18 protein-coding genes and 1 pseudogene are annotated in these 12,746 nt (G+C 27.8%); 14 read left to right on the top strand and 5 right to left on the bottom strand.

Translation table 11 applies throughout. The annotated features are described in order from the left end of the window. The first annotated feature begins 11 nt into the window (after positions 1–11). The 6 genes and pseudogenes from L8U98_RS01415 (at position 12) to L8U98_RS08250 (ending at position 4,503) form a co-directional block, all read left to right on the top strand. Positions 12–557 (top strand): ATP-binding protein, encoded by a 546-nt coding sequence (locus L8U98_RS01415; RefSeq protein ID WP_220517270.1) that lies wholly within the window; start codon positions 12–14, stop codon positions 555–557. A gap of 14 nt (positions 558–571) precedes the next feature. Further along, entirely contained in the window at positions 572–1,264 is a 693-nt protein-coding gene (locus tag L8U98_RS01410; RefSeq protein ID WP_263724582.1) for a dUTP diphosphatase, read from the top strand. Then, positions 1,261–1,971 carry an EI24 domain-containing protein gene (locus tag L8U98_RS01405; protein WP_220524011.1) on the top strand — a complete coding sequence of 237 codons (711 nt, stop codon included), beginning with the start codon at positions 1,261–1,263 and terminating at the stop codon, positions 1,969–1,971. Before L8U98_RS01410 ends, L8U98_RS01405 begins: the two co-directional genes overlap by 4 nt. Further along, the gene (locus tag L8U98_RS01400) at positions 1,964–2,371 is read left to right on the top strand and encodes a pyridoxamine 5'-phosphate oxidase family protein (protein ID WP_263682774.1); all 408 of its coding nucleotides are present in this window, start codon (positions 1,964–1,966) and stop codon (positions 2,369–2,371) included. Before L8U98_RS01405 ends, L8U98_RS01400 begins: the two co-directional genes overlap by 8 nt. 134 nt (positions 2,372–2,505) lie before the next feature. Continuing rightward, positions 2,506–3,156: pseudogene (locus tag L8U98_RS08255) on the top strand (cache domain-containing protein); the annotation flags it as partial. Positions 3,157–3,387: 231 nt separating this feature from the next. Continuing rightward, a complete protein-coding gene (locus tag L8U98_RS08250; RefSeq protein ID WP_412174993.1) occupies positions 3,388–4,503 on the top strand; it encodes a methyl-accepting chemotaxis protein in 1,116 nt (371 codons plus the stop codon). A 30-nt stretch (positions 4,504–4,533) separates the two neighbouring features. On the opposite strand, the gene fldA is transcribed toward L8U98_RS08250, so the two are convergent. From fldA to L8U98_RS01370, 5 genes are all read right to left on the bottom strand, one after another. Then, positions 4,534–5,025 carry a flavodoxin FldA gene (gene fldA, locus L8U98_RS01390; RefSeq protein WP_240388293.1) on the bottom strand — a complete coding sequence of 164 codons (492 nt, stop codon included), beginning with the start codon at positions 5,023–5,025 and terminating at the stop codon, positions 4,534–4,536. Then, positions 5,026–5,718, bottom strand: a complete 693-nt coding sequence (locus tag L8U98_RS01385; protein ID WP_263724584.1) for a hypothetical protein — start codon at positions 5,716–5,718, stop codon at positions 5,026–5,028. A gap of 3 nt (positions 5,719–5,721) precedes the next feature. Then, on the bottom strand, positions 5,722–6,039 hold the full coding sequence (locus L8U98_RS01380; protein WP_012661148.1) for a DUF2325 domain-containing protein: 318 nt from the start codon (positions 6,037–6,039) through the stop codon (positions 5,722–5,724). A gap of 87 nt (positions 6,040–6,126) precedes the next feature. Then, positions 6,127–7,260: a tRNA pseudouridine(13) synthase TruD gene (truD, locus tag L8U98_RS01375; protein ID WP_263724740.1), complete on the bottom strand. Its 1,134-nt coding sequence runs from the start codon at positions 7,258–7,260 to the stop codon at positions 6,127–6,129. Then, positions 7,229–8,050: a thiamine-phosphate kinase gene (locus tag L8U98_RS01370; protein WP_263724585.1), complete on the bottom strand. Its 822-nt coding sequence runs from the start codon at positions 8,048–8,050 to the stop codon at positions 7,229–7,231. Before L8U98_RS01370 ends, truD begins: the two co-directional genes overlap by 32 nt. A 97-nt stretch (positions 8,051–8,147) precedes the next feature. On the opposite strand from L8U98_RS01370, the gene L8U98_RS01365 reads away from it, so the two are divergent. From L8U98_RS01365 to L8U98_RS01330, 8 genes are read left to right on the top strand one after another with little or no spacing between them, the layout of a single operon-like run. Then, positions 8,148–8,786, top strand: coding sequence for a DUF5644 domain-containing protein (locus tag L8U98_RS01365; protein WP_263724586.1), 639 nt, complete (start codon positions 8,148–8,150; stop codon positions 8,784–8,786). Between the two features lie 10 nt (positions 8,787–8,796). Next, positions 8,797–9,501: a hypothetical protein gene (locus L8U98_RS01360; protein ID WP_263724587.1), complete on the top strand. Its 705-nt coding sequence runs from the start codon at positions 8,797–8,799 to the stop codon at positions 9,499–9,501. Beyond that, a complete protein-coding gene (locus L8U98_RS01355) occupies positions 9,485–9,880 on the top strand; it encodes a hypothetical protein (RefSeq protein WP_263724588.1) in 396 nt (131 codons plus the stop codon). Before L8U98_RS01360 ends, L8U98_RS01355 begins: the two co-directional genes overlap by 17 nt. After that, positions 9,873–10,529 carry an RsmD family RNA methyltransferase gene (locus tag L8U98_RS01350; RefSeq protein WP_263724589.1) on the top strand — a complete coding sequence of 219 codons (657 nt, stop codon included), beginning with the start codon at positions 9,873–9,875 and terminating at the stop codon, positions 10,527–10,529. Before L8U98_RS01355 ends, L8U98_RS01350 begins: the two co-directional genes overlap by 8 nt. A gap of 57 nt (positions 10,530–10,586) precedes the next feature. Beyond that, complete coding sequence (locus tag L8U98_RS01345) at positions 10,587–11,633, top strand: flagellar basal body P-ring protein FlgI (RefSeq protein WP_039617681.1); 1,047 nt, start codon at positions 10,587–10,589, stop codon at positions 11,631–11,633. Beyond that, positions 11,633–11,998 (top strand): rod-binding protein, encoded by a 366-nt coding sequence (locus L8U98_RS01340; RefSeq protein ID WP_039617679.1) that lies wholly within the window; start codon positions 11,633–11,635, stop codon positions 11,996–11,998. The genes L8U98_RS01345 and L8U98_RS01340 overlap by 1 nt, the downstream gene beginning before the upstream one ends. Positions 11,999–12,058: 60 nt before the next feature. After that, positions 12,059–12,265, top strand: coding sequence for a hypothetical protein (locus tag L8U98_RS01335; protein WP_012661139.1), 207 nt, complete (start codon positions 12,059–12,061; stop codon positions 12,263–12,265). Positions 12,266–12,307: 42 nt separating this feature from the next. Continuing rightward, positions 12,308–12,742 carry a flagellar protein FlgN gene (locus tag L8U98_RS01330; protein WP_263663826.1) on the top strand — a complete coding sequence of 145 codons (435 nt, stop codon included), beginning with the start codon at positions 12,308–12,310 and terminating at the stop codon, positions 12,740–12,742. Positions 12,743–12,746: the final 4 nt, after the last annotated feature.

The following is a 12,746-nucleotide window of genomic DNA, read 5'->3' as shown; positions in this document are numbered from 1 at the left end:
AAGGAAAAGCTATGCAAATTTCTAGCTACAATTCTCAAAATTTTTCTATGGATATTAAAACAAAAAATGGCAATCATCTTTCTTTTTCTATGTATGATAAAAAAGAAGCAAAATTAGATAAAGATGGAAATTCAGCATCTTTGAGTTTAAGAAATCAATTTGGTTTTTCATTTTCATATAGTGGAACTAAACTTTCACAAGAAGAAATTGAAGAAATAAAAGAAGCAGTAGCCAAAGTACAACCTCAAATCGATGAATTTATGAAAAACTCAAGAGTTGGAACCTTAAAGCCAAAAGAGCTCATTACCACTGCAATGAAAATTGGCGATGCCTTACCTGAACCAAAAAATGAAGAACATAAAAAGGCTACTTTACATGAGTTATTTAACACCATGGATAAGAGTTTAAACAAAGAAATGAATAAAACTGATCTTGAAGATATTAAAAAACAAATTTTCCAAGATAGCACTAAATTACTAGAAGAAATTTGGGAACAATACAACAAACAAAAAGAACAAAAAGAAGAAGACAATAAAGAATTTGGATTTTATGCTTAAAAAAAGGAAATAACATGGAAGTAAAAGATATTTTAAAAAGCATGCTAAAACTCCAGCAAAAACTAAATGATGATACCAATGGTATAGGATGGGAAAATGGCTATACGAAAGAAGGTAAATTGATTAGTTTTAGAAGATGTATTTATATGGAGTGTGCTGAGCTTATTGATTCTTTTGCTTGGAAACATTGGAAAAGCATACACACTCCTGCAAACTGGGACAATGTGCGCATTGAAATAGTGGATATATGGCATTTTATTTTAAGTTTGATTTTAGAAGAATACAAAGAAAAACAAATAGATGATAAAAATTTCATAGCAGAGGAAGTTTCTTCTGTAACTTTTTTTGATGACTTTTGCAAAGAAACTTCTAATCCAAATGAAGCAGATATCTATGGAATTTTAAATGATATTGAGCTTATTATCCACAAATGTAGTGGTTTTGATTATGATTTAGGTGAACTCTTGAGTGTATATTTTGTTTTAGCTAGAAAATGTGGTTTAAATTTCTTTGAGCTTTATAAAACCTATATTGGAAAAAATATATTAAATCAATTCAGACAAGAAAACGGCTACAAAGAAGGCACTTATAAAAAAACTTGGAATGGCACAGAAGATAACGAAGTTTTAAATCAAATTTTAAAAGAAACACTAGATTATAAAGAAATCTATCAAAAACTTCAAGATGCTTATAAGCAAATTAAATGAATATACTATATCTAAGCTTGCAAGATTTTCTTAGCAAGCCTTTTTTAAAATTCTCAACTTTGCCTTTTTTAATCAGCTTGGTTATTTTTGCCCTGCTAGTGTATTATAGTTATGATATATTTTTTTCTTATATTGAAGATGTAGTCAGTGGCTCTTTTATGGCTTGGTTTTTTAGTTTTTCTATAGTGCAATTTTCACTTGCATTTTTAAGCGCTATAGGAGGATTTTTTATAGTAGTATTTGCCTCTGTATTTTTTACTATGTTTATAATTTCCTTTTTAACTCCTTATATAGTCAAAAAAATCAACCAAAAATACTATAACCATTTCATACAAAGAGAAGTAAATTCTTTAGAAATTTTACTTAAAACATTCAAATTTTTACTCATCTCATGCGTATTATTTGTAGTAGCTACTTTCTTGTTAATTATACCTTTTGTTAGCATTGTGATTTATTATGGAGTATTTTATTATTTATTTCACAAACTTTTATTGCTAGATGTATTAAGCAATGTCTTAGATAAAAACAATTTTGATGATTTTTATAAAAATTCATCACCATTATACTTTAAAATTATCACTTTAGTCTTTTTTGCTTTATCAAGCATACCTTTGCTTGGTTTATTTTTACAAGTATTTTATGTAATCTTCTTAACTCACTTAAGTTATCAAAAAATTTTAAAACTTAAAGCCAATAACAATGGATGAAAGAATTAAAAAATTTATCCATTCACAAAAACTTTTAAATTTAAGTATGCTTGATGAGGATGGTGGAGTATATTGCGCAAGCTGTTATTATGCTTTTGATGATAAAAATTTAGCTTTAATTTTTGCTAGTGAAGAACATACTAAACATATTCAACTTGCCTATAAATCCCCTAAAGTAGCAGTTAATATAGCGCTAGATACAGATATTATTAATCTTATTAAAGGAGTGCAAATCAAAGCTCTTTTTCAAAAAGCCACCAAAGAGCAAGAAAGAATATACTATAAAAAATTTCCCTTTGCAAAACTTGCACAAGCTTGTATTTTCGCTTTAAATATACAATGGGTAAAATACACTGATAATAAAATTTTACTTTCCAAAAAATTAGAATTTTCTCTTTAAAATACTTTTAAAATATATTGTATTTTTAATAAAACCTAATATTATTTATAAATTTTTAAATATTTTTTTAATAAAATCATATAATTTACCATAGTAGTAAAACTTTAAATTTTTAACTTTTCAAGGAGAAAAAAATGTTCTCATCTACCAAAAAATATTTACTAGGTAATTTTTCCAACAAAATTGCCTTTTTGGTTTGTATTTTTGTTATAGTTTTATTATGTGTTTTAGGTGTTTTTAATTATATTAAATCAAAATCTAATAGCCATACTTTATTAGTTCAATTTCAACAAAAAGTTGCTTTTGATGTAAGCAAAAGATTTGATTTATATGCAAGTGATAGACGTAATATAATTAATTCTTTAACAAAATATATCAAAGAAAATAAGCATAATCTAAATTCAAAACAATACACTAGCTTGTTAAAATCTATAGGAGATTCTTTAGGTTTTGACTTAACTTATGTAGGATTTGAAGATGGCTCTATGTTTAGATCAAATGGCAACAACCAAACTCCAGAAAGTGGATATGATCCTAGAACTAGAGGATGGTATAAAGAAGCCAAAGAAAAAAAAGAGTTAATTGTCACAGAACCATACATATCTTCTAGCATGAAAAAACCTACTATTTCTTATGCCAATCCTATTATGGAAAATGGTGAAGTTATAGGTGTAGTTGCTGCTGATTATGATTTAAAAAAATTCTCAGAAGAAGTTTTAGCTATAGGTAAAACACCTTATTCGCATGCTGCTGTTTTAGCCCATGATGGAACCTATCTTTTTCACACTGATCCTTCTAAAATTTTAACCTCAACCAATACAAGTAAAGATATTGTTGCATATTATCTTAAAACACCAGAAGGTACAAATAGAAGTCTTTCAAAAGATATTTTTAAAATTCAAACAAAAGAAAATGAAACCAGAGCTTTAATTTGCAATGGCGGAATTAATCCAAAATATGTTATCTGCTCTATAGCTGATTATGATTTTTACAATGATGCAGCTAAACAAACACTAATGGAACAAATTATTATTTCCTTGATTGCTATTTTTTTCACTTTAATTTTTATTAGAATGATTATTTCTTACAATCTTAAACCAATTGCGATCATTTCATCAGGATTACATAATTTCTTTAATTATTTAAATCACAAAGATTCTCACTCTCATCCTATTAAGCTTAAAACTCAAGATGAATTTGGAAAAATGGCAGAAGAAATTAATGAAAACATTGAGATCATTAAAGAAGCTCTAAACAAAGATGCAAAAGCCATTGAAGAATCTGTCAATATTGCTAAAAAAATAGAAACAGGTGAGCTTGATTTGCATATTAGCTCTCATGCTAACAACCCTCAAATTCAAGAATTAATGAAAGTGTTAAATAGTATGCTTACAACTTTACAAAGAAAAATTGGTAGTAATTTAAACGAAATTTTAGCTGTATTTGATAGCTACAAACGCTTAGATTTCACAGCAACCATTAATGCACCAAAAGGCGATATTGAAAAGGCTATAAATTCTCTTGGAGATGAAATAAAAAACATGCTTACACAATCACTTCACCAAGGAGAATTACTCAACCAAAAGGCCGAAGCACTCAAACAAAGCATGCAAGAACTTACAAATGATGCTACACATCAAACCTCATCACTGCAAGAAAGCGCAAGAGCTTTAGAGCAAATGAACTCAGCTATGAGTGAAATTTCCATTAAAACACAAGATGTAGTAAAACAAAGCAATGATATCAAAAATGTAACTACAGTAATTTCAGATATTGCAGATCAAATTAACCTACTTGCATTAAATGCAGCTATTGAAGCAGCACGTGCTGGTGAACATGGACGTGGCTTTGCTGTTGTTGCTGATGAAGTTAGAAATCTAGCAGAAAGAACTCAAAAGTCTTTAGGTGAAATAGAAGCTAATACTAATATCTTAGCCCAGTCAATAAATGATATGGGTGAAGCCATAAAAGAAGAAGCAGATGATATTAGTCAAATCAATGAATCAGTAGCTACTATAGAAAAACTCACACAACAAAACTCTCAAACAGCTATGCAGACTAATGCTATTGCAAATGAAGTAGATTCTTTAGCACAAGATATGCTAAGTGAAACTAAAAAAAGAAAATTTTAAACATAAAGATGCCTAAAAGGCATCTAATTTTTAAGAAAAAGAAGGTTTAATTTGCTCTAACCAAGCATCAATTCTACTTTCTGTTAAATCCTCATGATTATCATTATCTAATGCTAGTCCTACAAACTTATCACCTTCTACGGCTTCACTTGATTCAAAAGTATAACCACCCGTAGAAACAGCACCTACCAAATTTGCACCCGCTGCTTTTAAAGCCTGAGCAAGTTTTCCCATAGCACTGCAATATGTATCTGAATAGCTTTCACTATCTCCCATACCAAAAACTGCAACAGTTTTACCACTAAGATTTAAAGCTGAAAAATCAAAACCATCCCAATCATCTTGAAAATCACCACTTCCCCAAGTAGAAGTTCCGCAAATTAATTTATCATAAGAATTAATTTTCTCTGCATCAATATCTGCGATATTTAATACATCTGAAATTCCTAATTTTTGAGCAATCATGTTTGCCGCACCTTCGGTATTACCCATTGAACTACCATAAATTACTGCTATTGACATTTAACATCTCCTTAAAATTTGATTATTAATAGTATAGGGAACTAATTTTAGCAAAGTTTTATTATTTTCGCATAAAAAATGTCTTATTTCTTCATGTTGAGTGAAATTTTTATTTCTTGGATACACAATATAAAATCTTTCAAAAGAATTTTCTTTTATAAATTGCAAAGCAAGCTCTATATCTTTATCACTATCTTTACAAAATAAAGGCATGACTGCCATTTTTTCATTAATGATAATGATATTTTTATAAATCTTTACTTTGGATTTAGTATTGCTTTTGCAAATTTTATCATATACAAAAACCTCAAAAGCAACTTGTAAAGGCAAAGTAAAACTAGGTGATAAGAACACATTTTGTATTAATTTAGCTAAAGTATATTTTGGCATCTTTGCTTCAAGTTGTATTTGATTTAAATTTCCTTCTTTATAAGCTTTGATGATTTTATGAGAATATGAACAAAATTGTTTTATTTTGCTAAATCTCAAAGTCCTTTCTATGCTCATATTTTGAATTTTTAACTCAAAAATATTTCTTAAACAGTCAGCTTTTTTTGCATAGATATAAGGTATTTTTAGATCATCTTCAACTAAAGAATTATATAAATTTAAAAAAATATGATTAATACTTTTTTGTTCTAAATCTCTAAATATTTTAGGTATAAAATCCTCTTTTTCATTAAATCCAAACATACACTAAGCCTTCTTTGCACACTCATAGGTTTGATCAAGTCCAAAAACCTTACAATATTCACAATACACGCAACTTACACTGCGTTTAGCACAAACTAAAGGTATATTGCGTTTTTTTGCCTCTGTTTTGATTTTTTTCATAGTATTATGATTTAAAAAACTAGTAAGCATAACTATACATTCAGTATTTTGTGGAATGGGTTTTCTATTTACCCTATTTTCATTTCTAGCATCCCAATGCTCTATGCTTTTTGCACCTAGGTTTGTCAAAACTGCTTTTATTGGGGTTATTTCATCCGCTCCGATAACCAAAACTGACATTGAGTTTTCCTTTTTATAAAAATGATAATTGTTATTATAATTTATAAAAGATAAATTTTTACTGATACTCAATATCAATTTTTTAAATTATATATTATGAGTTTGTTCAAAGATATCTGTGTGTAAAATTTCTTCTAAAATCACTGTGGCATACGAGCCTTTTTGCAAGAAAAACTCCAAAGTAAAATGAGCTTTTTCTTCATCATAATAACCTTTGCAATCTTGCAAATAAGACCACATAAAGCGCCTTGAACCTTGCATTTTATTTTTAAACTCATATGCAAAAGAAAAAATCTCATCTTCTAATTTTTTAGCTAAACCTTCGTTTGCTTCATAAGCTTTAGAGCCTATTAAAAGACCCATCGCGCTAATATCTTTTTGATTAAATCTTTCTACTTCACTTGATAAATCTTCACATATAAAACATTTACCAAAAGGATAATGTCCTAAAACTTCACCCTTTAAAAGTTTAAAAAACTGCTTTTGATTTTTTAAACTTTTGATTTCTTCTTTTTCTAAACCATAAATTTGTTTTATTTCTTTTTCACTAAAGTCATTAATAAAATGTGATAATTCCACCCTTTTGCTCAAATATCTATTAAAAAGCTCGCTTTGAAAAGCAGAAATTAAAAATTCTTGCATTTTTTTATTTTTGATTTTTTTGCCTTTTAAAATTTCTAGTCCTTGTGAAAAATTATCTTGAAATTTGCCAAAACGCTGATATCCAAAATAATTAGCAAAGCCTTGTTCTTGGATATTTTTAAAAGCTTGTTCTATTTTTAAAGCATCTACTTTTGAAACTTTTTTTAATCTTATAAAAAATGAATTTCCTTTTAAATGCCCTATTCTAAGTTTATTATCATGATAAAAACTTTCTAAAATTTTCATCTTATCATGTTTAAATTTTTTTAGACTCTCTTCAAATTTTTTAGGCATAGAAATATATTGAAAAGTTAAGCCTTGTTTATCTTTTAAACCACTATAACCAAAATCTCTCATTTTAACACCGCTTTGCTCACTTAAAATTCTCAAAGCCTCGCTAGTGCTTAGATCTTTTTTTTGTATATGTAAAATTAAATGTTCACCTTTACCACTAAATTCATACAAAGGCTTTTCTCTTACTACAAAATCATTACTATTTTTTGAAAAATACACATTTATCGGGCTGTGTTTTAAAGTATATAAGGGCTTAAAAATGATGTTCTCTTCCATAAAATTTATACCTTCCTGTTGTTGTTTTTGCAAAAATATTTAGTTTAATTCTATGCTTTTTTGCCATATTTTGTATAAATGCTTTATGTTTTTTATCAAAAGCAAATAAAATTTCATATTCTTCTGCACTATTTAAGCTAAATTTATCTAATTTTTTAAAAAATTTTATATTAAGTTGATTTTGAAACAATATTCTTGATAAGTCTTTATTTAAACCATCTGAAATATCCATACTTACTCTAACTTTTTTTGCTATATCATAAAAAAATTTTTGTCTCAAACTAGGTTTTATAAAACGATGTTTAGAATGCAATTTTCCACCGCGAAATAATATATTTAAACCTTTTAAACTCTCACCTAATTTCCCACTAAAAGCAAGCAAATCTCCTTTTTTCAAACCTTTTCTAAAAATAGCCCTTTTATTTACCTTAGAAATAATAGTTATACTAATATTGATTTTATTATCCGCTATGGTATCTCCGCCTATAATTTGTACTCCAAATTCTTTTGCACTATCTAGCAAGCCTTTTTGCAAGGCTTTAACTTGTTTCATATCTAAACATTTTGGCAAAGAAAGTCCTAAAAGAGCGTATTTTGGTGTAGCATTCATAGCAATTGCATCAGAAATATTAACAAGCATAGCCTTTGCTCCAATTTGTTCTAAACTCATCCAAGAGCGCTTAAAATGCACGTCTTCACAAAATAAATCTTTAGAATAACAATATCCATCGATTATTGCCCCATCGTCTCCATTGATAGAATTAGCAAAGGCGTTGATAATAAATTTTTCTTTATCCATGTGAATATTTTATACAAAAAGCTTTTAATTTTATATAATAATCAAATTTTTATAAGTTTAAAATGTATATAATGAAAAATAATACCAAGGATAAAATATGCAAATAACTTTAAGAATTTTTCGTTTTGATAAAGATAGTGATTATTTAGCTTATTATAAACCTTATGTTTATGATAGTAAAAATTTTAAAAGTGTTTATGATGTTTTAAGTCAAATTAAAAAAGATGACATATATTTTGATTTTGAAGAAAATCCAGAAAGTTGCATTAAAGTCAATCAAGTTACAATCAGACAAAGAAGAGATTTAAATAATATCATAGAAAGATTTGGCAAAGAACTTACCATAGAACCACTTGATATCAAAAGAGCAACCAAAGATTTAATCATGGACAAAAGTGATTTTTTAGAAAAGTTAGAGCTTTTTAAAGGACTTATTGATATACACGATATAGAACTTTATAAACAATATGATTTTTTATATTATACAAGTGAAGTTAGGGAATTTTTACCTGAATATCTTGGCGATAGCTTTTTTGTATTTGCTTATAAAATGCTACTTAAATACCCAGAAAAAGCACCTCAATTTTTAAAATTAGTCGCAGATGAAGAAAAAGGAATTTATTATCACACAAAATTTAAAAATTTTATTTCTTCAAATGAGCTTGATTATGAATCTTATATTAAAGAATTAAAAGTTATGCTTGTAAAATCAGGCCTTGCAAGAAGTATTTTTTAAGGAATGAGTAATGTACAAAATCTACACCAATAGCAATAATGATTTATTTTGTTATTTTGATATTATCAAAGATGCTTTAGATAAAGTTGGAGTTCAAAGCACATTATGCGAAAAGCCTTTGGGTAAAAATTATTTTATTATTGATTATGATCCAAAAGATATCTTAGATGAATATTCTAGAATGATGGATGAGGATAATATTTTAGCTTGCGAATATAGCTCTTATGAAATTATGAGTAAAATTGAAAAAATCCAATATGCTCCAAAGATTTTTTTAGATCATCTTAAACAAGAACACATTAAGCATTTTTTTGAACAATTTAATATAGGTGTATATCAAGGATTTTCAGACGCAAGCTGCTCTTTAGAGCTTGCCAAAGCGCTTAAAGCGAATGTAATAGATTTTGAAAGAAAATACAAAAGTTGTGGCTATAGTTTTTTAAATTTAAACACCCAATTAGCATACAAATGTGCAGCTTCTGTTGTATTAGATGCTTATGATAATGGTTGTGATTTTTTAGTAGTTGAGGATTTTTATTCTTTTTATATGTTTGATAAATGTTATAAAGAATTACAAGCTATTTCAAATAGAAATTTTGAAGATTTTTATATTTTAACTTTTGCAGAGCTTGCAAATTTAGCTCTAGGTATAGTACCATACACTTTAAAAAAACACAAATTAAAAGTGAGTTTAATCAATGAAAATCGCTCTTGAATGTAAGGATTTAATTTTAGAAAAAACTTTAGAAATCGCTTTGAGGGATTTTTTAGTTTTAAAAAAAGATTGTGATTTTTTAGTCTGTGATGAAAAAGTTAACACGCAAAAACCACAATTTATCATCAATAAAAAATCAAATTTTTTATCTCATCCTTTTAATATAGAGGAATTACTTAATGCTTTAAATGATTTCAATGCAAGTTTGCAAAGTATTGCTTATAAAATAGCCATGCATGAAAAAAAACTTATGAATCAAAAATGTGAAGCCATTTTAGAGCAATTACGTCAAGAAAGTCATGAAAAAATCGATGCGATATTTGATCTTTACAAAACAGAGTTAAAAAATCTTATCAAAGAAGAAAATAATAATGCATAAAATACAAGAATATCAAAGCGTAAAAGATTTTTTAAAAAATTACAAAGAAGATAAAAAAACAAACTCAAAAAAACAAACTCAAAAAATTTACACCACCATAGAAAGTGGAATCTATAAAGGTAAAAAAATTTTACTTCCTAGTCTAGATACCACAAGAAGCACCAAAAGCATAGTAAAATCTTGTGTTTTTAATGTTTTGCGTTTCTCTTTACAAGATAAGGTTTTCATAGAGGCCTTTGGAGGAAGTGCTTTAATGGCATTAGAGGCAAGAAGTAATGGCTGCTTAAAAAGTTATGCTATAGAAAAAGATAAAAATGCTTATGAAATCGCTTTAAAAAATGCTTCTAACATTGATCAAAACACCATTTGCTTCAATGATGATACCTTTAAAAAAACCCCTCAAATTATTCAAAATTCTAAAGAAGATGTTATTTTATATCTTGATCCGCCCTTTGATATTAGAGAAGGTTTTTTTGATATTTATGAAAAAACTTTAAAATTGATAGAAAATATAAAAAATTCAAATGTTAAAATCATCATCATAGAACATCACAGTACTTTTAAAACTCCAGCGAAAATACAAAATTACGAAAAAACAAAAGAAAAAAAATTTGGTTCAACCACTCTAAGTTTTTACTCCTTTGCATAAATTTGGAACTTTTTTTGCTTTAATTTATGAAAATAGCATAGATTAAAGGAAGAATCGATGAGAATATTATTTTTAAGCTTGGTGCTAAGTCTAAGCGTTTTTGCAGCTACTATTAAAGAACTTACCAATGTAGTAGGTGTTAGAGATAACCAACTTATAGGATATGGTTTGGTTGTTGGTTTAAATGGAAGTGGAGATGGTACAAGTAGCGAATTTACTCTACAATCTATTTCAAATATGCTTCAGGGTATGAATGTAAAAGTTAGCCCAGGTGATATAAAATCAAAAAATACAGCAGCAGTAATGGTTACAGCAAAACTTCCTGCTTTTGCAAGAAGTGGAGATAAGCTTGATGTAAGCGTGGCTTCTTTAGGTGATGCTAAATCTTTACAAGGTGGAACCTTGCTTATGACAGCTCTAAAAGGGGTTGATGGAGAAATTTATGCAGTGGCTCAAGGTTCATTAGCTATAGGTGGACTTAGCCCAAGACCAGGTGCAGCAGGAACACACTCAACCTCAGCAAATGTTATTAATGGTGCAGTCGTAGAAAGAGAAATTCCACAAAACTTTAGCCAAAGTGAAGATTTGATTTTAAGTTTAAAAGAAGCGGATTTTAAAACGGCTAATAATATAGAAAGAGTTTTAAATACTATTTTTGATACAGATATAGCAAAAGCTTTAGATTCTAGAACTATAAAATTAACAAAACCTGAAGAATTTTCTCATGTTGAATTTATGGCAAGAGTATTAGAACAAGATATAGCTTACACTCCAGAAAGTAAAGTGATCATCGATGAAAGAACAGGAACTATAGTAGCGGGAGTAAATATAGAAGTTGAACCTATATTAATTACCCATAAAGATATCACGATAAAAATTGATCCAAATAATACCGTAGCTTTAGGACAAAATGAAATCGATATGAAAGATGGTGGTATTTTAGATCCAGTATCTAATACTTTAAAAATCACAAACAATAAAACAACAGTAGCAAACATAGCTAGAATGCTAAATAAACTTGGAGCAGCGCCAAATGATATCATAGCTATTATGCAAAATCTAAAAAGAGCTGGTGCAATTAGTGCTGAATTAGAGGTGATATGATGAGAGTTGATAATTATTTAGCGAGCAAAAACTATAGTAGCGAACTTTATGAAAGTATTACTAAACACAACAATAGCTACAAGGCTGCTAAAAACTATGCAGATAGTGCTTTTAAAAATGATTTAACTCATATACAAGCATTAAATGATGAAGATAAAGCTTTAAAAGAACAAACTGATGCTTTTGAAGCTTTTTTAATCAAAAGTGTTTTAGATATTTCTTTAAAACAAGAAAATTCTTTATTTGGAAAAGATGCAAGTGATGAAATTTATTCATCTATGTACAATGATACTATGAGTAAAGCATTAAGCGGGGGGTTAGGTTTTTCAAAATTATTATTTGATTATTTAAAAGAAAGGGGTTAAGTTATTTTTTTAAGTGTCGATATAGTTTTTAGAGTTTTTCAATAGAACTGGAGGCTTAAAATGATAAACCCTATACATCAAAGTTATGTAGCTCAGGTTGCTACTAATGATATAAATAAAACAGAAAACAAAGAAAACAACAAGGCAAAAGAAACTCAAAAGGCAGAAGAAAGTAAAGCATCTTTAATTGCTTCTCAAATTAAAAATGGCGAGTACAAAATCAATCTACAAGCCACTTCTAAAGCAATAGCAGATTCTTTATTATAATTTTTATCCTTTTTTGGGTTGGTGCCTAAGAAAGGATAAAAAATGGTTAAACAATATTTAGATGAAACAAATTCTATTTTAGAAAAACTCATCAATCTTACTTTAGAAGATATAGCACAAATTCAAGCTGCTAATCATAAACATGTAAGTAAAAGTGTTGAAGATAAAACTAAACTTGTAAATGACTTCCAAATTGCTAAAAAAAATCTTGACAAGGCTTTGGTAGAACTTAGTAACCAAGGAAACAACAAAGGCTTAGATGAGCTTTTAGATGATGAAGATAAAGAAAAACTTGCTCTTTTAAAGCAAAATTTAAATACCTTACACCAAAAAAATAAAGAATATGCCAAACTAGCTCTTATTATTAAAAATTTTTACGACAATCTTTTAAATGCAATGTTTGAACAAAATGGAACAAATAATGCTTATGGAGACAATAAAACAATTCCAGATTCATTATTTAAGATTAATGTTTAAAGGC

It is taken from the genome of Campylobacter sp. RKI_CA19_01128, from assembly GCF_025771175.1.
GTDB lineage: Bacteria > Campylobacterota > Campylobacteria > Campylobacterales > Campylobacteraceae > Campylobacter_D.
The sequence above is the reverse complement of the archived record's forward strand: the minus strand, read 5'-3'. Positions and strand labels throughout refer to the sequence as shown.

Coding starts and splice junctions, on each gene's coding strand:
- L8U98_RS01340 (WP_039617679.1), top strand. CDS start 11,633: ATGAGAGTTGATAATTATTTAGCGAGCAAAAACTATAGTAGCGAACTT.
- L8U98_RS01405 (WP_220524011.1), top strand. CDS start 1,261: ATGAATATACTATATCTAAGCTTGCAAGATTTTCTTAGCAAGCCTTTT.
- L8U98_RS01410 (WP_263724582.1), top strand. CDS start 572: ATGGAAGTAAAAGATATTTTAAAAAGCATGCTAAAACTCCAGCAAAAA.
- L8U98_RS01335 (WP_012661139.1), top strand. CDS start 12,059: ATGATAAACCCTATACATCAAAGTTATGTAGCTCAGGTTGCTACTAAT.
- L8U98_RS01330 (WP_263663826.1), top strand. CDS start 12,308: ATGGTTAAACAATATTTAGATGAAACAAATTCTATTTTAGAAAAACTC.
- L8U98_RS01370 (WP_263724585.1), bottom strand. CDS start 8,050: ATGGATAAAGAAAAATTTATTATCAACGCCTTTGCTAATTCTATCAAT.
- L8U98_RS01385 (WP_263724584.1), bottom strand. CDS start 5,718: ATGTTTGGATTTAATGAAAAAGAGGATTTTATACCTAAAATATTTAGA.
- L8U98_RS08250 (WP_412174993.1), top strand. CDS start 3,388: ATGGAACAAATTATTATTTCCTTGATTGCTATTTTTTTCACTTTAATT.
- L8U98_RS01400 (WP_263682774.1), top strand. CDS start 1,964: ATGGATGAAAGAATTAAAAAATTTATCCATTCACAAAAACTTTTAAAT.
- L8U98_RS01350 (WP_263724589.1), top strand. CDS start 9,873: ATGCATAAAATACAAGAATATCAAAGCGTAAAAGATTTTTTAAAAAAT.
- L8U98_RS01415 (WP_220517270.1), top strand. CDS start 12: ATGCAAATTTCTAGCTACAATTCTCAAAATTTTTCTATGGATATTAAA.
- L8U98_RS01345 (WP_039617681.1), top strand. CDS start 10,587: ATGAGAATATTATTTTTAAGCTTGGTGCTAAGTCTAAGCGTTTTTGCA.
- L8U98_RS01380 (WP_012661148.1), bottom strand. CDS start 6,039: ATGTCAGTTTTGGTTATCGGAGCGGATGAAATAACCCCAATAAAAGCA.
- L8U98_RS01355 (WP_263724588.1), top strand. CDS start 9,485: ATGAAAATCGCTCTTGAATGTAAGGATTTAATTTTAGAAAAAACTTTA.
- L8U98_RS01365 (WP_263724586.1), top strand. CDS start 8,148: ATGCAAATAACTTTAAGAATTTTTCGTTTTGATAAAGATAGTGATTAT.
- fldA (WP_240388293.1), bottom strand. CDS start 5,025: ATGTCAATAGCAGTAATTTATGGTAGTTCAATGGGTAATACCGAAGGT.
- L8U98_RS01360 (WP_263724587.1), top strand. CDS start 8,797: ATGTACAAAATCTACACCAATAGCAATAATGATTTATTTTGTTATTTT.